This is a genomic window from Piscinibacter sp. HJYY11 (assembly GCF_016735515.1).
Taxonomy (GTDB): domain Bacteria; phylum Pseudomonadota; class Gammaproteobacteria; order Burkholderiales; family Burkholderiaceae_C; genus Rhizobacter.
In genome coordinates this window covers 4,771,388-4,790,561 of the sequence record NZ_JAERQZ010000001.1, presented here as the reverse complement: position 1 = coordinate 4,790,561, position 19,174 = coordinate 4,771,388, and the positions used below count along the sequence as shown (strand labels likewise).

17 protein-coding genes are annotated in these 19,174 nt (G+C 68.2%); 8 read left to right on the top strand and 9 right to left on the bottom strand.

What is annotated here, in order from left to right:
- Positions 1 to 13 precede the first annotated feature (13 nt).
- Both tolR and tolA read left to right on the top strand, forming a co-directional pair.
- Positions 14 to 445 carry a protein TolR gene (gene tolR / locus JI745_RS22450; RefSeq protein WP_201812033.1) on the top strand — a complete coding sequence of 144 codons (432 nt, stop codon included), beginning with the start codon at positions 14 to 16 and terminating at the stop codon, positions 443 to 445.
- A 1-nt stretch (position 446) separates the two neighbouring features.
- A complete protein-coding gene (tolA, locus tag JI745_RS22445) occupies positions 447 to 1,265 on the top strand; it encodes a cell envelope integrity protein TolA (RefSeq protein ID WP_201812032.1) in 819 nt (272 codons plus the stop codon).
- Positions 1,266 to 1,271: 6 nt separating this feature from the next.
- Here the strand turns inward: tolA and JI745_RS22440 are convergent, their stop codons facing one another.
- The 7 genes from JI745_RS22440 to JI745_RS22410 all read right to left on the bottom strand — a co-directional run bounded on the left by JI745_RS22440 (position 1,272) and on the right by JI745_RS22410 (position 9,641).
- A complete protein-coding gene (locus JI745_RS22440) occupies positions 1,272 to 1,724 on the bottom strand; it encodes a DoxX family protein (RefSeq protein WP_201812031.1) in 453 nt (150 codons plus the stop codon).
- 62 nt (positions 1,725 to 1,786) lie between these two features.
- On the bottom strand, positions 1,787 to 2,563 hold the full coding sequence (locus JI745_RS22435) for a DNA-binding domain-containing protein (protein WP_201812030.1): 777 nt from the start codon (positions 2,561 to 2,563) through the stop codon (positions 1,787 to 1,789).
- A complete protein-coding gene (locus tag JI745_RS22430; RefSeq protein ID WP_201812029.1) occupies positions 2,548 to 3,402 on the bottom strand; it encodes a DUF692 domain-containing protein in 855 nt (284 codons plus the stop codon). The genes JI745_RS22435 and JI745_RS22430 overlap by 16 nt, the downstream gene beginning before the upstream one ends.
- A complete protein-coding gene (locus JI745_RS22425) occupies positions 3,402 to 3,683 on the bottom strand; it encodes a DUF2282 domain-containing protein (RefSeq protein WP_201812028.1) in 282 nt (93 codons plus the stop codon). Before JI745_RS22425 ends, JI745_RS22430 begins: the two co-directional genes overlap by 1 nt.
- A gap of 119 nt (positions 3,684 to 3,802) precedes the next feature.
- Positions 3,803 to 5,242, bottom strand: coding sequence for an efflux transporter outer membrane subunit (locus JI745_RS22420; protein ID WP_201812027.1), 1,440 nt, complete (start codon positions 5,240 to 5,242; stop codon positions 3,803 to 3,805).
- 7 nt (positions 5,243 to 5,249) lie between these two features.
- Positions 5,250 to 8,423, bottom strand: a complete 3,174-nt coding sequence (locus tag JI745_RS22415) for an efflux RND transporter permease subunit (RefSeq protein WP_201812026.1) — start codon at positions 8,421 to 8,423, stop codon at positions 5,250 to 5,252.
- A gap of 36 nt (positions 8,424 to 8,459) precedes the next feature.
- The gene (locus tag JI745_RS22410) at positions 8,460 to 9,641 is read right to left on the bottom strand and encodes an efflux RND transporter periplasmic adaptor subunit (RefSeq protein WP_201812025.1); all 1,182 of its coding nucleotides are present in this window, start codon (positions 9,639 to 9,641) and stop codon (positions 8,460 to 8,462) included.
- Between the two features lie 136 nt (positions 9,642 to 9,777).
- Between JI745_RS22410 and JI745_RS22405 the strand changes: the two genes are divergently transcribed.
- The gene (locus JI745_RS22405) at positions 9,778 to 10,770 is read left to right on the top strand and encodes a LysR family transcriptional regulator (RefSeq protein ID WP_201812024.1); all 993 of its coding nucleotides are present in this window, start codon (positions 9,778 to 9,780) and stop codon (positions 10,768 to 10,770) included.
- A gap of 9 nt (positions 10,771 to 10,779) precedes the next feature.
- Here the strand turns inward: JI745_RS22405 and JI745_RS22400 are convergent, their stop codons facing one another.
- On the bottom strand, positions 10,780 to 11,172 hold the full coding sequence (locus JI745_RS22400) for a response regulator (protein ID WP_201812023.1): 393 nt from the start codon (positions 11,170 to 11,172) through the stop codon (positions 10,780 to 10,782).
- A gap of 88 nt (positions 11,173 to 11,260) precedes the next feature.
- Complete coding sequence (locus tag JI745_RS22395; protein WP_201812022.1) at positions 11,261 to 11,749, bottom strand: GAF domain-containing protein; 489 nt, start codon at positions 11,747 to 11,749, stop codon at positions 11,261 to 11,263.
- A 158-nt stretch (positions 11,750 to 11,907) separates the two neighbouring features.
- Here JI745_RS22395 and JI745_RS22390 point away from each other — a divergent pair, with 158 nt between their 5' ends.
- The 5 genes from JI745_RS22390 (at position 11,908) to JI745_RS22370 (ending at position 19,129) form a co-directional block, all read left to right on the top strand.
- A complete protein-coding gene (locus JI745_RS22390) occupies positions 11,908 to 12,873 on the top strand; it encodes a TRAP transporter substrate-binding protein (protein ID WP_201812021.1) in 966 nt (321 codons plus the stop codon).
- 37 nt (positions 12,874 to 12,910) lie between these two features.
- Positions 12,911 to 13,444: a TRAP transporter small permease gene (locus tag JI745_RS22385; RefSeq protein WP_404932853.1), complete on the top strand. Its 534-nt coding sequence runs from the start codon at positions 12,911 to 12,913 to the stop codon at positions 13,442 to 13,444.
- A 23-nt stretch (positions 13,445 to 13,467) separates the two neighbouring features.
- Positions 13,468 to 14,781 carry a TRAP transporter large permease gene (locus JI745_RS22380; protein WP_201812020.1) on the top strand — a complete coding sequence of 438 codons (1,314 nt, stop codon included), beginning with the start codon at positions 13,468 to 13,470 and terminating at the stop codon, positions 14,779 to 14,781.
- A gap of 419 nt (positions 14,782 to 15,200) precedes the next feature.
- Complete coding sequence (locus JI745_RS22375) at positions 15,201 to 17,774, top strand: ATPase, T2SS/T4P/T4SS family (protein ID WP_404932834.1); 2,574 nt, start codon at positions 15,201 to 15,203, stop codon at positions 17,772 to 17,774.
- A 140-nt stretch (positions 17,775 to 17,914) separates the two neighbouring features.
- Positions 17,915 to 19,129 carry a helix-turn-helix domain-containing protein gene (locus JI745_RS22370; RefSeq protein WP_201812019.1) on the top strand — a complete coding sequence of 405 codons (1,215 nt, stop codon included), beginning with the start codon at positions 17,915 to 17,917 and terminating at the stop codon, positions 19,127 to 19,129.
- The last annotated feature ends 45 nt before the right edge of the window (positions 19,130 to 19,174 follow it).

Sequence of the window (19,174 nt, the reverse complement as noted above, 5' to 3'; positions counted from 1 at the left end):
GGGAGATCGAGCGATGCCCGCCGTCACTCCCCTGCGCACCGGCGGCAGCCGCCGACGCACCATCAACGAGATCAACATGGTGCCGTTCATCGACGTGATGCTGGTGCTCTTGATCATCTTCATGGTGAGCGCACCCCTCATCACCACCGGCGTGGTCGACCTGCCGAGCGTGGGCAAGAGCAAGCAGCAGCCCAAGAAGGTGATCGAGGTCGTGGTCGCCAAGGACGAAACCCTGCGCCTGCGCGTCGACAACAAGGACGTGAGCACGATGACGCTCAAGAACCTCGCCGACCGCGTGAGCGCCGCGCAAGGCGGCGATGCGGCGGCACCGGTCGTGATCTCGGCCGACCGCTCGGTGAAGTACGAGTCGGTGGTGAAGGTGATGGACCTCTTGCAGAAGGCCGGCGTGCAGCGCGTGGGCCTGTCCGTGAAGACCAACGGTTGACATGACCGCTTCCACGTTCCAGCGCGAAGACCTGATGCCCAAGTCGGCCGACGGCATCAGCCGCGGCATGCTGCTCGCGATCGTCGTGCACGTGGGCCTGGTGATCGCGCTGACGCTCGGCGTGAGTTGGAAGGCCAGCGAGCCGGAAGGCGTGGAAGCCGAGCTGTGGGCCGCGGTACCGCAGATCGCCGCCCAGCGCGCCGTCGAACCCGAACCCGCGCCGAAACCTGCGCCCAAGCCGGAACCGAAGCCTGAGCCCAAACCGGAGCCCAAGCCCGAACCGAAGGCGCAGCCCGATCCTCAGATCGCGATCGAGAAAGCCAAGCAGGAAAAGCTCAAGAAGCAGAAGGAAGAAGAAAAGCGCGAGCGCGAAGAGAAGGAAAAGCTCGAGAAGAAAAAGGCCGAGGAGAAGAAAGCCGAGGCGGAGAAGCGCAAGAAGGAAGAGGAGCGCCTGGCCGCGATCCGCGAGGCCAACATCAAGCGCATCCTCGGCGAGGCCGGGGCCACCGGCACGTCGCCGGGCGGCAAGGCGCAGGTGACGGCAGGGCCGTCTGCCTCCTGGGCCGGCCGCGTGATCGCGCGCGTCAAGCCCAACTTCATCTACACCGAGACGATCTCCGGCGACCCCGCTGTGGAAGTGGAGGTGAAGCTCAGCCTCGACGGCACCATCGTCGGCCGCAAGATCGTCAAGGGCAGCGGTGATGCCCGGCTCGACGACGCGGTGCTGCGCGCACTCGACAAGACCGAGATGCTGCCGCGCGACACCGACGGCACGGTGCCTTCATCGGGCACGATCGTCTTCCGGCCGGGCAAGTTCTGAACGTCGTCAAAGCCTCGGCGCGATCAGCCGATCGAGCGACCACTTCCCCGGCCCCCACAGCACCAGCGCCAGCAGCAGGCTGCCCCAGAACATGTGCTGCTGCAGCGCCGCAGGCGCGATCTCCTGCAGGCTCACGACCGCGACTGCGTTGACGACGAAGAGCCCCAGCGCCGCGAACCGCCCACCCAGCCCGAGCAGCAGCAGCACCGGCAGCACCAGCTCGCCGGCCGTGCCCATCACCGCGGCCACCGGCGGCGACAGCAGCGGCACCTTGTACTCGTCGGCAAAGAGCGCGAGCGTGGTATCCCAGTCGTGGATCTTGGTCAGGCCCGACATGAAGAACACCTGCGCCACGTAGAGCCGCGCGCCGAGTTGGGCGGCCGGCTGCAGCGCTTCGAGCAGCGTGACGAATCGGCCCCAGAGCCTGAGCAGCGGGGCGAATGCGGTGAGAGTGGTCATGGAAATTCCTCCTGGCTTGGCTGCACCTTGGTCGCGCAGCGCGGCCGCTTCTTGCAGCGGCATCACCGGTCGCAGGCCACGGCCCGCCACAGCCATTGCCGCTGCAATGCCTGCACCAGCCACGGCTCGAACGCGAAGCCCTCGCCCGCGTGAATGAGGGCCATGGCCAGCGACTCGCCGGCCAGCAGGCTCTTCATCCAGCGCGCCGCGGCCGCATCGAGGGCCTCGGCGCAGGCGCGCCAACCGTCCCGCCAGACGAGCGCGTGTTCGGCTGGTGCGGCCTCGAGCGCGGCGCGAAGCTGCGCGCCGACGTCCGCCGATCGATGGGCCTGCCAGACGCTGACCACCGGGTGCGCGCTGTTCAGCAGCGCCACGCCGGGCATCAACTGCAAGCGAAGCTGCGCCGGATCGAGCTCGCTCAACAGCTGCAGGCTCGCGGGCTCCACCTCGGCGTCCTGTGCACGCTCGGCTTCGGCCAGCAGCCAGTCGAGCCGGGCCACGTCGGCAAGGTAAGGCACGTCGGCCAGTTGTTCGCTCGCGGCGATGAAGCTTGGCAGGCCGGCACCGAACTGCGCCAGGTCGCCGCGCACCGGCGGCTCGGCATGCCAGAACGCGCGCGACAGCGCCGCGAACGAGTCGTCGCCGACCAGCGCCTGCACGGTCGGGAACGCCGCCGCCAGCGACCGCTCGGCCGAGGCACCAGCATTCGCCTGGTAGGCCTGCAAGCCGCGCGCCACACCGGCAGGCCGCGCCGCCAACCACGGCGCCAGGGCCGTGCCCTCCTCGCGCTGAAGAATGGCGGCCATCAGCGCCTGCTGGCGCTTCACTTCGGTAGACATTGCGCCGCCTTCGCCGCTTCGCCGAGCAGCACGTCGAGCGAGGGCAGATCGGTGTCCCACTCCACCAGCGTGGGCTTGGGGCCGAGACGCGCAACGGCGTGTCGGTACACCTGCCACACCGGCTCGTGCACGCGGCTGCCGTGGTCGTCGATGACGATCTCGCCCTCTTCGTCGTCGACGATGCAGTAGCCCGCCAGGTGGATCTCACCGACCGCCTGCGCCTCGATCGCATCGACCCACGCACAGGCCTGCGAGACCGCATCCGCAGCGCCCTCGTTGAGCGCATTCACCACGAGGTTGTTGACGTCGAGCAGCAGGCCGCAGCCGCTGCGCCGCGCGAGCGCGTTGAAGAACTCGGGCTCGCTCATCTCGGCGTCGGCCCAGGCGAGGTAGGCCGACAGGTTCTCGACGAGGATCGGCCGGCGCAGCCGCTCCTGCACCTGCGTCACGTTGCGCACCATGATGTCGAGCGACTCGCGCGTGAAGGCGAGCGGCAGCAGGTCGTTGCCATGCAGCACCGGCCCGCCCTCTCGCACTGGCGCACGGGCGAAGCTCGCATGGTCGGACACACGCTCGGGCTCGATGCGTGCCACGAGCCGCGCGAGCCGGTCGAGGTGCCACGGGTCGAGACCTGCCGCCGAGCCCAGCGACAGGCCCACGCCGTGCAGGCTCACCGGGTAATGCGAGCGAGCCTCGTGCAGGACGGCGAGCGCCGCGCCGCCATCGCCGAAGAAGTTCTCGGAGTGGACCTCGACGAAGGCGAGCGGCGGCCGCTCTTCCAGCACCTGCGCATAGTGCGGCTGGCGCAGGCCGATACCGCAGCGCAGGCCGTCGTTCATCACTTCTTGGCGCCGGCGGCCTTCTTGGCTTCGTCGGCGCTCAGGCCGCCCATGCTCTTGCAGGTGCCCTTGGCGACGTACTTCCACTCGTCGGGCGACTTGTCGGTCTTGGACTGGCCGGCGCACGAGTGCGAGCCCGAGAGGTTGGCGCAGTCGTTCTGGCCGGCCTTGGCGATGCCGTAGCACTTCTCCTTGCCGCTGTCTTGCGCGGCGGCATGGCCGGCGAGGCCGAGGACCAGCACGGAAGCGAGGGCGGTCGAGGCGATCAGGCGTTGGGTCATGGGGTTCTCCTTGGGGAATTGGATGAGGTGTCGTGGACGATGACAACGACACGCCTCCGTCGATGACAGCGGCGGCTTCTTACAGCCGCCGCGATCATGGCCCAAGGGAACCGGGATGACTACTGCTGCACCGTCCAGCCCCCACCGAGAGAGCGGATGAGCGCGACCGTGCCCGTGGCCCAGCCGCCGCGCAGGCGCACGGCCTGGCGCTCCACCGCGAGCAGGTCGCGCTGCGTCTCCAGCAGCTGCAGGTAGCTGTCTTCGCCGGCGCGGTAGCGCTTGTCGGCGAGCTCCGCCGCACGGCGCGCCGAAACGAGCGCCGTGTCGATGTGCTGCACCTGCTCGCGCACGGCCCTGAGGCCGGCGAGGCTGTCTTCCACATCGGCGAAGGCCGACAGCACCGTGCCGCGGTACGAGGCCACCGCCCCGTCGAGCTGCGCCTCGGCCTGCTCGACCGCGGCCTTGTTGCGCCCGCCGTCGAGGATGGGCAGCGAGAACACCACGCTCGCGAGCCACGCGCGGCTGCTCCACTTGAAGAGGTTCTCCAGGTCGCTCGATGCATGGCCGCCCTCGGCCGTGAGCGCGAGCGCGGGGAACAGGGCCGAGCGTGCCAAGCCGACCCGTGCGGTGGCGGCCGCCAGGCTGCGCTGTGCCGCCGTGACGTCGGGCCGGCGCTCGAGCAGCGCCGAGGGCAGGCCCGCCGGCACCTCGGGCACCTTCTCGGCAGCCAGCAGCGGCGCCACGTCGAGGCTGAAGGCCGAGGGTGACTGGCCCAGCAGCAGCGCCAGCGCATGCTCGGTGCGCGCACGCTGGCCGGCGAGCGCGGCGCGCTCCGCCTGCACCGTCGCGAGCTCGGTGCGCGAGCGCGCCACGTCGAACTCGGCCACCGCACCGGCGCTGAAGCGGCGCTCGATGAGGCGGTTGTTCTCGGTGCGCAGGCCGAGCGTCGCGTCGAGCTGCGCGAGCTCGGCATCGAGCGTGCGCAGCGAGAAGTAGGCCTGCGCCACGTCGGCCTGCAGCGCGAGCAGCACCGAGCGGTAGCTCGCCTCCACGCCTTGCGCATCGGCACGTGCTGCGGCCACGCCGGTGCCGACACGGTCGAACAGATCGATCTCGTAGCGCGCGCCGAGGCCGGCCTGGTAGATCGTCGAGGCCGACGTGGCGGTGCCATCGGGCAGGCCCAGCGTCGCCGGGGCCGAGCGCGAGCGCGTGGCGCCGGCGCTCACGCCGAGGGTGGGCCAGCGGCCGGCTTGCGCCAGGCCGAGCGCGGCGCGTGCCGCCCGCACGCGAGAGGCGGCGACGGCCAGCGTCGGGTTGGCCTTCTCGGCTTGCGCCTCGAGCGCGTCGAGGCGTGCATCACCGAAGACCGTCCACCAGGCGCCACGCGCGGCCGCTTCGGCCGGCACGGCAGGCTTCCAGCTGCCTTCGGCGGGCGTGGCCTGCTTGAAGGCGGTGGGCACGGCGAGGTCGGGCTCCGGCACCTTGGGTGCGAGCGAGCAGCCCGCAAGCACCAGCGCGGCGGCCAGTGCGGTCAGGGAAAAGAGTCGTTGCGTTCTCATGTGGATCTCAGGTCTCGAGGGCAGCCACGGCGGTGGCGTTGCGACGGCGCTCGATGCGCAGCGCCAGCGTGCGCAGGAGCACGTAGAAGAGCGGCGTGAGGAAGAGGCCGAAGAGCGTCACGCCCAGCATGCCGGCGAACACCGCCACGCCCATGGCATGGCGCATCTCCGAGCCCGCGCCCGACGAGAAGACGAGCGGCAGCACGCCCATGATGAAGGCGATGGAGGTCATCAGGATCGGGCGCAGGCGCAGGCGGCAGGCCTCGAGCGCCGCCTCGACCACGCCGCGGCCCTGGTGTTCCAGGTCGCGTGCGAACTCGACGATCAGGATGGCGTTCTTCGACGCCAGCCCCACCAGCACGAAGAGCGCGATCTGCGTGAAGATGTTGTTGTCGCCCTTGGTCGCCCACACGCCCAGCAGCGCACACAGGATGGACGCTGGCACGATGAGGATCACCGCGAGCGGCAGCGTCCAGCTCTCGTACTGCGCGGCCAGCACCAGGAACACCAGCAGCACGCACAGCGGGAACACGATCACCATCGTGTTGCCGGCCAGGATCTCCTGGTAGGTGAGGTCGGTCCACTCGAAGCCGATGCCACGCGGCAGGGTCTCCTTCGCAAGCCTCTCCATGATGTCCTGCGCCTGCCCCGACGACACGCCGGGCGCGGGCCCGCCGTTGAAGTCGGCCGCGAAGAAGCTGTTGTAGCGCTCCACGCGGTCGGGCCCGTAGGTCGAGCTCACGTTGACCAGGCTGCCCAGCGGCACCATCTCGCCGGTGGCGTTGCGCACCTTGAACTGGCCGATGGCCGACGCATCGGCGCGGAACGGCGCATCGGCCTGCGCGATCACCTGGTAGGTACGGCCGAACTTGTTGAAGTCGTTGACGTACAGCGAGCCGAGGTTGATCTGCATGGTGTCGAAGATGTCCGACAGCGGCACGCCCATCTGCTTGGCCTTGGTGCGGTCGACGTCGGCCTTCAGCTGCGGCACGTTGACCTGGTAGCCCGAGAACACACCCGCCAGCTCGGGCGTCTGCCAGGCCTTCATCTGCAGCGCCTGCACGGCCTGGTAAAGCGCGTCTTGCCCAAGGTTGCCGCGGTCCTGCACGTAGAGCTTGAAGCCGCCGGTCGTGCCCAGGCCATCCACCGCGGGCGGCGGGAAGACCATGATGAACGCGTCTTGAATCGCACCGAGCTTCTGGTTCACCTCGGCCGCGATCTCACCGCTGGTGCGGCCCTTGCGCTCCTTGAAGTCGTCGAGCGTGTAGAACACGATGCCCGAGTTGGGCGCGTTCATGAAGCCGTGGATCGACAGGCCCGGGAAGGCCACCGACTCCTTCACCCCCGGCACCGATTGCGCGATGTCGCTCATGCGGCGGATCACCGCATCGGTGCGGTCGAGCGAGGCCGCGTCGGGCAGCTGCGCGAAGCCCACCAGGTACTGCTTGTCCTGCGCCGGCACGAAGCCCGAGGGCACGATGCGGAACATCGCCACCGCCGCCACCACCAGCAGGAGGTAGACACCCATCGTCGCGGCCTTGTGGCTCAGCACGCCGCGCACGCCGCGGGTGTAGCCGTTCGAGGACCGGTCGAAGAAGCGGTTGAAGCGCTTGAAGAAGCCGCCGAGCGCCCAGTCCATGCCGCGCGAGAGGCGGTCCTTCGGTGCATCGTGTGGCTTGAGCAGCGCCGCGGCGAGTGCCGGCGACAGCGTCAGCGAGTTGAAGGCCGAGATCACCGTCGAGATCGCGATCGTCAGCGCGAACTGGCGGTAGAACTGGCCGGTCAGGCCCGACACGAAAGCGATCGGCACGAACACCGCGCACAGCACCAGCGCGATCGCGATGATCGGGCCCGAGACTTCCTTCATCGCCTGGATCGTGGCCTCGCGTGGCGTGAGGCCGTTGGCGATGTTGCGCTCCACGTTCTCGACCACCACGATCGCGTCGTCGACCACGATGCCGATCGCGAGCACCAGCCCGAAGAGGCTCAGCGTGTTGATCGAGAAGCCGAAGGCCAGCAGCACCGCAAACGTGCCCACCACCGACACCGGCACCGCCAGCAGCGGAATCAACGATGCTCGCCAGGTCTGCAGGAAGACGATCACCACCAGCACCACCAGCGCCACCGCTTCAAGCAGCGTCTTGATCACCGCCGCGATGGAGTCTTCGACGAACTTCGTGGGGTCGTAGACGATCTCGTATTTCAGGTCTTCGGGGAAGTCGCGCTGCAGCTCCTCCATCAGCTTGCGCACGTCGCTCGAAAGCTGCAGCGCGTTGGAGCCTGGTGCCTGGAAGATGCCCAGCGCCACCGCCGGCTTGTTGTTGAGCAGCGAACGCAGCGAATACTGCGCCGCACCGAGCTCGATGCGGGCGATGTCGCGCAGTCGCGTGACCCCGACGCCGTTTCCGTTGGAGCCGGTCTTGACGATGATGTCGCCGAACTCTTCTTCGGTCGACAGGCGCCCCTGCGCGTTCACCGAGAGCTGGAACGGCGCGTTCTTGTTGGGCGACGCGCCCACGACGCCGGCGGCCACCTGCACGTTCTGCTCGCGGATGGCGTTGACGACGTCGGGCGCGGTGAGGCCCCGGGCCGCGATCTTCTGCGGATCGAGCCACACGCGCATTGAGTAGTCGCCGGCACCGAACACCAGCACCTGGCCCATGCCGGGAATGCGCGAGAGCCGGTCCTTGATGTTGAGCACCGCGTAGTTGCTCAGGTACACCTCGTCGTAGCGCGAGTTGGGCGACACGAGGTGAACCACCATCGTGATGTTGGGCGAGCTCTTGAGCGTGGTGACGCCGATCTGGCGCACTTCTTCGGGCAGGCGCGCCAGCGCACGCTGCACCCGGTTCTGCACCTGGGTCTCGGCCTGCTCGACGTTGGTGCCGACCTTGAAGGTGACGGTGAGGTTCATGCCGCCGTCGCCGGTGGCCTGCGAGGCCATGTACAGCATGTTTTCCACGCCGTTGATGGCCTCTTCGAGCGGCGCGGCGACGGTCTGCGCGATCACGGTCGGGTTGGCGCCGGGGAAGCGCGTGCTGACCACGACCGAGGGCGGCACGACCGAGGGGTACTCGGAGATCGGCAACCGGAAGATCGCGATCAGCCCGGCGAGGAAGATGAGGATGGACAGCACGGCCGCGAAGATGGGCCGGTCCACGAAGAACCTGGAGAAACGCATGGCGGTGATCCGGAAAGGGGTTGGGGCGGCGGGCGCTTACTGGCGCACGGGCGCGCTGGCCGAAGACGTGACCATCGGCACGACCTCGGGCGCGATGGGCGCGCCGGGCCGCACGCGCTGCAGGCCGTTGACGACGATGCGGTCGCCCGGCTTCAGGCCACTGCGCGCCACGCGCAAGCCATCGACCAGCGGCCCGAGCGTGACCACGCGGTACTCGGCCTTGTTGTCGGCGCCGACGACGTAGACGTACTTGCGGTTCTGGTCGGTGCCGATCGCGGTGTCGTTGATCAGCAGCGCCTCACCCTTGCCGCCATCGGTGCCCACCTGCACGCGGGCAAAGAGGCCCGGCACGAGCGTCGCATCGGCGTTGCGCAGCACGGCGCGCATGCGCACGGTGCCCGAGACCGGGTCGATGCGGTTGTCGACGAAGTCGAGCTTGCCCTCGTGCGGGAAGCCGCTCTCGTTCGCCAGGCCGGCGTGCACCTTCACGCCGGGGCCGCCCTGGCGCGCCAGTGCGCCCACCTGCAGGAAGGTGGCCTCGTCGCCATCGAAGCTCACATACACCGGGTCGATGGAGACGATGGAGGTGAGCACCACGCTGCTGTCGACCAGGTTGCCCTCGGTGACCTCGGCCTTGCCGATGCGACCGGAGATGGGCGCGCGCACCACCGAGAAGTCGAGGTTGAGCCTGGCGGCCGCGAGCGCGGCTTCGTCGGCCTTGGCGTTGGCGGCCAGCTGGCGGGCGTTGGACGCACGCTCGTCGAAGTCGCGCTGCGAGATGGCGTTGTCGGCCTTCAGCAGCTTGGAGCGCTCGAACTCGGCGTTGGCATGCTCGGCCTTCGCGCGGGCGCTGGCCACGGCGGCGTCGAGCCGGGCCACTTCGGCCTGGTAGCTGCGCGGGTCGATGACGAAGAGCACGTCGCCCTTCTTCACCAGGGCCCCGGGCTTGAACTTCACCGCCTCGATGGTGCCGGCCACGCGGGCGCGGATCTGCGCCGACTCGACCGCCTCGATGCGGCCCGAGAACTCCTGCAGCTCGAGCACCTTCTTCGTGACAACTGCTGCCACGCTGACCGGCGGAGCCGGAGGCGCCCCGGCTGGCGCCGCGGCCTGGGCCTCGCCGCCGCCCGAGCAACCGGCCAGCGACAGGACTGCGGCCGACACGAGCGTCAGCACCAGGGTGGAAAACATCAGGGACGTGGGTCGGGGGGAAGTCATGGCAGGTCCTCGCGTGGCTTTTTCTTGAAGGTTTGTGCGCATGGAAAACCCATGCTGCGGTGCGACATGACTTTATTGATCGGTTGAAACCTTATAAAGTGCCGATTCCCAGATTGACTGTTCAGGATTAAAGACAATGGACCAGTTGCGCGCGATGCAGGCTTTTGTCGGGGTGGTCGACACCGGTGGCTTCACCAGTGCGGCCGAGTTGCTCAACATGCCCAAGGCCACGCTGTCGGCCTGCATCGCCGAGCTGGAAGCCCACCTGAAGGTGCGGCTGCTGCACCGGACCACGCGCAAGGTGACCGTCACCGCCGACGGCGCCGCGTATTACGAGCGCTGCGTGCGCATCCTCGAGGATTTGCGTGACGCCGAGGAGTCACTCTCCTCGCGCCAGGGCTCGCCGCACGGCAAGCTGCGGGTGGACGTGAGCACGGCGGTGGCGAGCCGGTTGCTGATCCCGCTCTTGCACACGTTTCTCGAGCGCTACCCCGACATCGAGCTCGAGCTCGGCTGCAGCGACCGCCCGCTCAACCTGCTGAGCGAAGGCATCGACTGCGCGCTGCGGGTGGGCGAGGTGACAGACCCGTCGGTGGTGGTGCGCCGCGTGGGCACGATGCAGGTGGTGACCTGCGCGACGCCCGGCTACCTGGCCAAATATGGCCGGCCCGAGCACCCGCACGACCTGAAGAAGCACGTGTGCCTGAACTATTTCTCCATGCGCACCGGTCAGGTCTTCGACTGGGAGTTCAACCGCAACGGCGAGCGTGTGGTGCTCACGGTCGACAGCCCCTTGACGCTCAACGACTCCAACGCATACATCGACGCCTGCCTCGCGGGCCTGGGCGTCGGCCGGCTGCCGACCTACATGTTCCACCAGTACCCGAGCTGCGGTGCGCTGGAGCTCGTGATGTGCGAATGGCTGTCGGACGACATGCCCTTCCACGCGGTGTATCCGTCGAACCGGCACCTGTCGTCGAAAGTGCGCGTCTTCGTCGACTGGGTGGCCGAGACGCTGGAGAACCACACCGGCATGCAGCTGTGCGAACACGCCAAGGCGGAGCGCGCGAGGCAGGCGGCAGCGGCGCGGCAGATCCTGGAGCTGGGCGTCTTGTCCACGCCCGCCTGAGCCTCGCCCTCAGGCCGGCAGCGCGACACCCGACAAACTCGCCAGCACCTCGACAGCCGTCTTCACCTTGAACGGCTTGATCATGATGCGCTGGACTTTGAGCGTCTTGAAGATGCCGACCGTGTCGGCATCGAGCCCCGTGGCCATCACGGCGATCGGAACCTCGGGGTCGCACAGCGTGGCGCCTTCTCGCACCTGCTGCACCAGCGTGACGCCATCGTTGCGGTCGCCCAGGTCGGTGAGCAGCGCATCGTAGACATCCGTCTGCAGCATGCGCAGCGCGGTCTCGTAGTGCGTAGCCTCGTGCACGTCGGCCAGGCGCAGCTGCCGCGCCACGTTGGCCACGGTGTTGCGCATCACGAAGTGCGGTTCGACCAGGAGCACCCGCCTTTTCGTGTTCATGTCAGCCCCTCGTGCGCGGCTTTGCCGCTCACGATCCCCCGAGAGGCACTCGTCCGGCTTGGGGCGGCCCGGCGCTCGGACCCGGCGCTCATGCCGTGCGCTCCAGCTCCGCCACCACCAGCAGGCGCAGCGATTCGAGGATGCTGCGGTCGATGGCGTCGAAGCTGCGCTCGCGGGTGTCGAGCACGCACAAGGTGCCGACGACGGCACCCGACTTGAGCGTCAGCGGTGCACCGGCATAGAAGCGGATGTGCGGGTCGCCCGTCACCAGCGGGTTGTCATGGAAGCGCGGGTCGCGCAGCGCGTCGCTCACCAGGAGGGTCTCGCGGTCGTGGACCACATGGGCGCAGAAGGAGACGTCGCGCGCCGTCTCGCAGGCACTCAGGCCGATGCGCGACTTGAACCACTGCCGGTCGCTGTCGACGAGGCTGATGAGCGCCATCGGCACATCGAACTCGCTCGCGGCAAACGCCACGATGCGGTCGAAGCGCTCTTCGGGCGGCGTGTCGAGGATGAGCAAGGCCCGCAGCGCTGCGAGCCGCTGGTCTTCGTCGTCGGGCAGGGGCGCGGCAATCATCCAGGGGGATATCGGCAGGCGCCCGGCCAGCTGAAGGTGCGCGTGCGCGCATGGGACGACGTGGAACGGGGCTTGCATTGCCCACGCGTAGAAGCCCGGATACCACCCACCGGGCGACCGCTTACCCTCGCATTTCCATCCCCACCAAGGACACGCTCATGCGATTTCACCTGCCCTTGCTTGCTGCCACCCTGCTGCTGGCAAGTGCCGCCCAGGCCCAGACCAAGTGGGACCTGCCCTCGGCCTACCCCGCCACGAACTTCCACACCGAGAACCTGACCCAGTTCGCCAGCGACGTCGACAAGGCGACCGGCGGCAAGCTCAAGATCACGGTGCACCCCAACGCCTCGCTCTTCAAGGCGCCCGAGATCAAGCGCGCGGTGCAGGGCGGGCAGGCGCAAGCGGGCGAGATCCTGCTCGTGAACTACCAGAACGAATGGCAGATCTTCGGTGCCGACGGCCTGCCCTTCCTGGCCGACAGCTACGACGAGTCGGCCAAGCTCTACAAGGCGCAGAAGCCCATCCTCGAGAAGAAGCTCGCCGAGCAGGGCCTGATGCTGCTCTATGCGGTGGCATGGCCGCCGCAGGGCATCTTCAGCAAGAAGCCGATCACCTCCGCGGCCGACCTCAAAGGCGTGAAGTGGCGCGCCTACAGCCCCGCCACCTCGCGCCTGGCCGAGCTGCTGGGTGCGCAGCCCGTGACGGTGCAGGCGGCGGAGCTTTCGCAGGCCATGGCCACCGGCGTGGTGGAGTCGTACATGTCCTCGGGCTCGACCGGCTACGACACCAAGACCTACGAGCACCTCAAGTTCTTCACCGACACCCAGGCCTGGCTGCCCAAGAACGCCGTGCTGGCCAACAAGTCCGCCTTCGACGCGCTCGACAAGCCCACGCAGGCTGCGGTGCTCAAGGCCGCGGCCGACGCCGAGACGCGCGGCTGGGCCACGTCCAAGGCGAAGAACAACGAGTACATGGAACTCCTGAAGAAGAACGGCATGACCATCGTCGCGCCCTCTTCGCAACTCAAGGCCGACATGCAGAAGGTTGGCCAGGCCATGCTCGACGAGTGGCTGCAGAAGGCCGGCCCCGAAGGCCAGGCCGTCGTGAACGCCTACCGCAAATGACGGCGTGACGGATCACGCCCCACGCCACCCCGGGCCGCTGCGGCGCGGCCTCGATGCGCTGTACCTGCTCGCCGGGCAGGCCGCGGCGCTCGCGGTGCTGGCGATCTTCGTGCTGATGATCCTGGCTGCAGTGGGCCGCTACGCGGGCTGGCGCGTGGGGTGGGTCGCCGACGTGGTGTCGTGGCTGTGCGCGGCGTCGGCCTTCTTCGCCATGGCCCACGCCTTCAAGCACGGCGATTTCGTGCGTGTGACGCTGCTGCTCGAGAAGCTGCCGCCGCGCGTGGTGCGCGTGCTGGAGATCGTGTCGCTCAGCATCGCCGCGCTGGCCATCGGCTACCTCGCGTGGTGGGCCATCCGCTTCACGCACGAGAGCTGGGCCTTCAACGACATCGCCGGCAACATGGTGCCCATCCCGATCTGGATCCCGCAGATGAGCTTCGTGCTGGGCGCGGTGCTCTTCGCGGTGGCGGTGCTCGACGAACTCGTGATCGTGCTCAAGGGGGAGAAGCCGACCTACGTGCGGCTCGTCGAGGAGCGGCACGCGCGCGGTGATTTCTCGGAAGACATCTAGAAAAGCCAGATGAGTCCCATCGCATGAGCCTGATTGCAATAGGCGGGTTGTTGCTCTTCATCCTGTTGCTGCTGCTCGGCGGCGGTGTGTGGATCGCCATGGGCCTGGCCATCGTCGGCTGGATCGGCCAGTTCTTCTTCACCACCACCCTGCCCGGCAAGAACCTCTTCACCGCCTTCTGGGAGACGACCGCGAGCTGGGAGCTGGCCGCGCTGCCGCTCTTCATCTGGATGGGCGAGATCCTGTTCCGCACGCGCCTGTCGGAGCAGATGTTCGAAGGCCTCGCCCCCTGGCTCAACCGCATCCCCGGCCGGCTGATGCACACCACGATCCTCGGCTGCGGCATCTTCGGCTCGGTGTCGGGCTCATCGGCGGCCACCTGCGCGACGATCAGCAAGGTGGCGCTGCCCGAGCTCAAGCGCCGCGGCTACGACGAACGGCTCGCCCTCGGCTCGCTGGCCACCGCCGGCACGCTGGGCATCCTCATTCCGCCGTCGATCACGATGGTGGTCTATGCCGTGGCGGCCGATGCGTCGGTGATCCGCGTGTTCCTCGCCGGCTTCATCCCCGGCCTGCTGCTGATGCTGCTCTTCTCGGGCTACATCGCGTGGTGGAGCCTGCGACACCCGGACAAGGTGCCGCCCGCCGAGCCGCCCACGACCTTGGCGGACAAGCTGCGCCGCTCCGGCAGCCTCATCCCGTGTGCGCTGCTCATCCTCTTCATCGTGTGGGTGCTGGTCGCCGGCTGGGCCACCGCCACCGAGTGCGCGGCCTTCGGCGTGCTGGGCTCGCTCGCGATTGCGATCTCCAGCCGCTCCCTCACCTGGCGCAACTTCTGGGACGGGCTGATGAGCGCCACCCGGGTGAGCTGCATGATCATGTTCATCCTCGCCGGCGCCTCTTTCCTGGCGAAGACGATGGCCTTCACCGGCATCCCCCGCGAGCTGGCCGAGGGCGTGGCCGCGCTCAACCTGAGCCCCTATGCCCTGATCGCCGTGCTCGTGGTCGTGTACCTGGTGCTCGGCACCGCGCTCGACGGCATCAGCATGATCGTGCTCACCTCGGCGGTGGTGCTGCCGATGATCCAGAAGGCCGGCTTCGACCTGGTGTGGTTCGGCATCTTCATCGTGCTGCTGGTCGAGATTGCGGAAGTGACACCGCCGGTGGGCTTCAACCTCTTCGTGCTGCAGAACATGACGGGCAAGGACAGCAACGTCATCGCGCGTGCGGCGGTGCCGTTCTTCGGCTGCCTGGTGGTGTGCATCGCGATCATCACGGTGTTCCCGCAGCTCGTGACGTGGCTGCCGGATGTGGTGATGGGCGTCTCTAAATCATAGGCGGTGCTTGCTGGCGCTTGCGGCGGCGCCAAGGGGATGGGGTGGGCGAATTCCTCCGTGTCCCCCGCCCATTCACCACTGCCGTGGTGAACGGGCTCCTCCTTTACCTACAGAATTCGCCCACCCCATCCCCTTGGCGCAAAACATCGTGGCATGCCTGGACTTCTAGCGGGGCATGCCTGTGCGTCTCGCGACAAGGGCTTGGGGGCAGCGGATTCCGCAGGTATTAGGAGGAATTTGGTGACCCGGTAGGGTCACCAAAGGGGGACACGGAGGAATCCGCTGCCCCCAAGCCCTTGCCGCCGCACCGAACGCGGCCGCGAAGAAAGTCGCAAGCAGCGTGACCTTCTCACCCCATTTCGAAAGATCAGCCCCGCTCCGCCTGAATAGGATCAAAGAGCCAAAAAGCGAGCACCGAAATGTCCGACCTCTCCGACTTCGTGAACATGGATTTCGCCACCGACGCCAGCGCGCCCGTCTCGCTGCCGCCGCGCATGGCGACCACGCCGGAGCCTGCGGAGAAGACCCGCCACCCCGCTTTCCTCTGGCCCACGCCGCCGTTTGCGGCCTACCCCGCCGCTGACGAGCAGCACCAGGCGCAAGGCTGTGAGTTCGTCGGCACCAATGGCAAGGCCGTGGCCGGCCGATTGATCTTCTTCGTGCCCGATGACCAGGTCGCGCATGTGCAGGTACCGCCGGCGCGCACCACGATGCCGCTGCGCTTCCACCAGTTCCGATCGCTGCGCGTGATGGAGCCGCTCAAGCCCATCACCACCGCCCTGCTGACCCACGAGAAGCATGCGGCCATGCTCGAGCAGCGCCCGCGCAGCAGCTACAAGGTGCTGCTGCCCGATGGCGGCACGATCGAGGGCACGACGATCGGCCACGTCGAGACCGGGCACGGCCTCTTCCTCTTCCCGCCGGTCGACGACAAGGGCTCGGTGCAGCGCCTCTTCGTGCCCAAGGCGGCTTACACCGGCTTCGAGATCGGCCCGCGCATCGGCGACGTGCTGGTGGACCAGAAGGCGGCCACGCCGCAGCAGGTCGAGCAGGCCGTCGGCCGCCAGCAGCAGATGCGCCACCAGAAACTCGGCGACATCCTGCTCGAGCGCCAGGTCGTCACGCCGCAGCAGCTGATGGCCGCGATCGAGAAGCAGGCCAAGATGCCGATGGTCAAGATCGGCGAGGCGCTCACCTCGCTCGGCATGGTCTCGCAGGCCCAGCTCGACGACGCGCTCGCGCAGCAGCAGCAGGACCGCAGCGTGCCGCTCGGCGAGCTGCTGGTGAAGATGGGCATCGTCTCGCGCGAAGACCTGCAGACGGCACTCGCCCGCAAGATGGGCTACCCGCTCGTCAACCTCGACGCCTTCCCCTTCGAGGAAGACGCTCTGCGCAAGCTGCCCTTCTCGGTGGCGATGCGCCTGCAGGTGATGCCGCTGATGCTGCGCGAAGGCCGCCTCGTGATCGCGCTCGACGACCCGGTGCGCCGCCGCGCCATCGTCGACGAGATCGAGTTCATCACGCAGATGAAGACGGTGGCCGTGCTTGCGCAGTGCTCGCGCATGGAAGACGTGCTCAATACTGCCTACGAGAAGATCGGCGCCGCCATCCCGCTGCGCTTTGCCAACGTCAACGCGGCCGACCCGATCCCCTTCGACCTGCAAGGCACCGACAAGCTTGTCGAGACGCTCGAGAAGGAAGACCTCGAAGCCCTCACGCCCACTGACGACCGCCAGATCGAGCAGAGCGACAACTCGCTCGTCAAGCTCATCAACAACATGATCATCGAGGCGCACCAGGACGGTGTGTCCGACATCCACGTCGAGAGCTACCCCGGCCGCGACAAGATCAAGATCCGCTTCCGGAAAGACGGCCTGCTGCGCACGCACCTGGAGCTACCGCCCAACTACCGCAACGCGGTGATCGCGCGCATCAAGATCATGTGCGACCTCGACATCTCCGAGAAGCGCAAGCCGCAGGACGGCAAGATCAACTTCGCCAAATTCAGCGCGCAGCACAAGATTGAGCTGCGCGTGGCCACGATCCCCACCAACAACGGCCTGGAAGACGTGGTGATGCGCATCCTGGCCTCGGCCAAGCCCATCCCGCTCGACAACCTGGGCCTCTCGCCCTGGAACCTGCAGCAGCTCAAAGAGGTGATGGAGCGCCCCTACGGCATGGTGCTGTGCGTGGGCCCCACCGGCTCGGGCAAGACCACCACGCTGCACTCGGCGCTCAGCCACATCAACGTGCCCGAGCGCAAGATCTGGACGGCCGAAGACCCGGTCGAAATCACCCAGCCCGGCCTGCGCCAGGTGCAGGTGAACCCGAAGATCGACTGGACCTTCGCGAAGGCCCTGCGTGCCTTCCTGCGCGCCGACCCCGACGTGATCATGGTCGGCGAGATGCGCGATGAAGAGACCGCACAGATGGCCATCGAGGCCTCGCTCACCGGCCACCTGGTGCTGAGCACCCTGCACACCAACAGCGCCCCCGAGACGGTCACGCGCCTGCTGGACATGGGCCTCGACCCCTTCAACTTCGCTGACTCGCTGCTCGGCGTGCTGGCCCAGCGCCTGGTGCGCAAGCTCTGCAACCACTGCCGCACGTCGCGCCCGCTGGGCGACAACGAGGTCAATGAGCTGCTCGACGACTACCTGCACGTCTGCCCGCCCGACCACGAGACGCTCAACCGCAAGTCGCTGCTCGCCGACTGGGCCGAGCGCTTCGGCCGCGACGGCCGGCTGGTGCACTTCCACAGCCCGGGCTGCGAGCACTGCGGCCACACCGGCTACAAGGGACGTGCCGGCCTGCACGAGCTGATGGTCGTGAGCCGCGAGCTGCGCCGCCTGGTGCAGACCGGCGCGCGCACCGAGCAACTGCTGCACACCGCCATGGCCGAGGGCATGCGCACCCTGCGCCAGGACGGCATCGAGAAGGTGCTGCAGGGCGTGACCAGCCTCGCCGAAGTGCGCGCGACCAGCAACGCCTAGCGTTCCGCCAGGGGCCTAGGGTCCACCCGTAGACGACCTTTCCCCTGGGTGACAGACGTTGTACCGAAGAGGCGCAGAATGGCCCCTCCCGAGCCGGCGCCCACACCACTGGCACGCCCCGGTCTCGCCGAGGAGACTTCATGGACCGTCACGCTGCGGCAGCGCTTGCGCCTGGTGCGAGAACCTTCGATCTGGCCATCGGGCCGGAGCATGTCCACACCATCCAGCAGTCGCATGAACGCTGCCGTGCCCTCGGCCTGACCGAGCACTCTGTCCCCGAGCTCAACCCGCTCTCCGCCTACGGCGCCCGCCTGATGCGCGAGCCACACCAGCGCCTGCTGGAGCACGCCACGCCGGTGATGGAGATGCTCTTCGAGCAGATCGTCTTCACCAAGAGTGCGGTGGCCCTCACCGACACCGACGGCAGCATCCTGCAGGCGGTGGGCGACGACAGCTTCCTCGAGCGGCTGCAGCAGATCGCGCTCGCCCCAGGGGTGAACTGGTCCGAGGCCTCGAAGGGCACCAACGCAGTCGGCACCGCGCTCTTCACCGAAGCGCCGACGCTCGTGCATGGCAACGAGCACTTCCTCGCGGCCAACCGCTTCCTCACCTGCTCGGCCTCGCCGATCTTCGACCACACCGGCCAGATGATCGGCGTGCTCGACGTGAGCGGCCATCACTCCTCGTACCACCCGCACACGCTGGCGATGGTGACGATGTCGGCCCGCATGATCGAGAACCAGTGGTTCGCCGACAAGTTCCGCCACGGCTTGCGCCTGCACTTCCACCCGCAGCAGCGCATGCTCGGCACCATGCGCGAGGCGATGATCGCGCTCGCGCCCGACGGCAGCATCCTCGGCGCCAACCGCGCCGCGCTCGAGCACCTCGGGCTGAACATGCCGGCATTGCGCCGGCTGGGGCTGGAAGCCATCTTCGGCACCCGCGTGTCCGCGATCGCCGACCACTGCCGCCACCGCGCCGACGAGCCCATGCCGCTGATGCTGCAGTACGGCGACATGACCGGCACGCCGGTCTACGCACGGGCGCTCTTCAACTGGCCGACGCTGTGGCCGAGCGTGTCGCTTGCGACCGGCGTGGCGGTGCCACGCGAGCCGGTGCCGCCCGCGCCCGCGAGCCGTGCGCCCGAGAGCCTTCGCAGCACCGAGTCGCCCGAGCCCAGCGCGTCGCCGGCTGCCCTCCCCCCGACAACGCTGCACGCCCAGGAGATGGCCGCCATCCGCCAGGCGGTCGACGCCGCCGGCGGCAACATCTCGCGTGCCGCCCGCCAGCTCGGCGTGGCCCGCAACACCATCTACCGCAAGCTCCGGGCGGCAGCCGCAGAGGCCGCGGGGTGATCGCTCGGCCCGGCTGTGCCACCACGAGGGGCACGGCTAAGATGG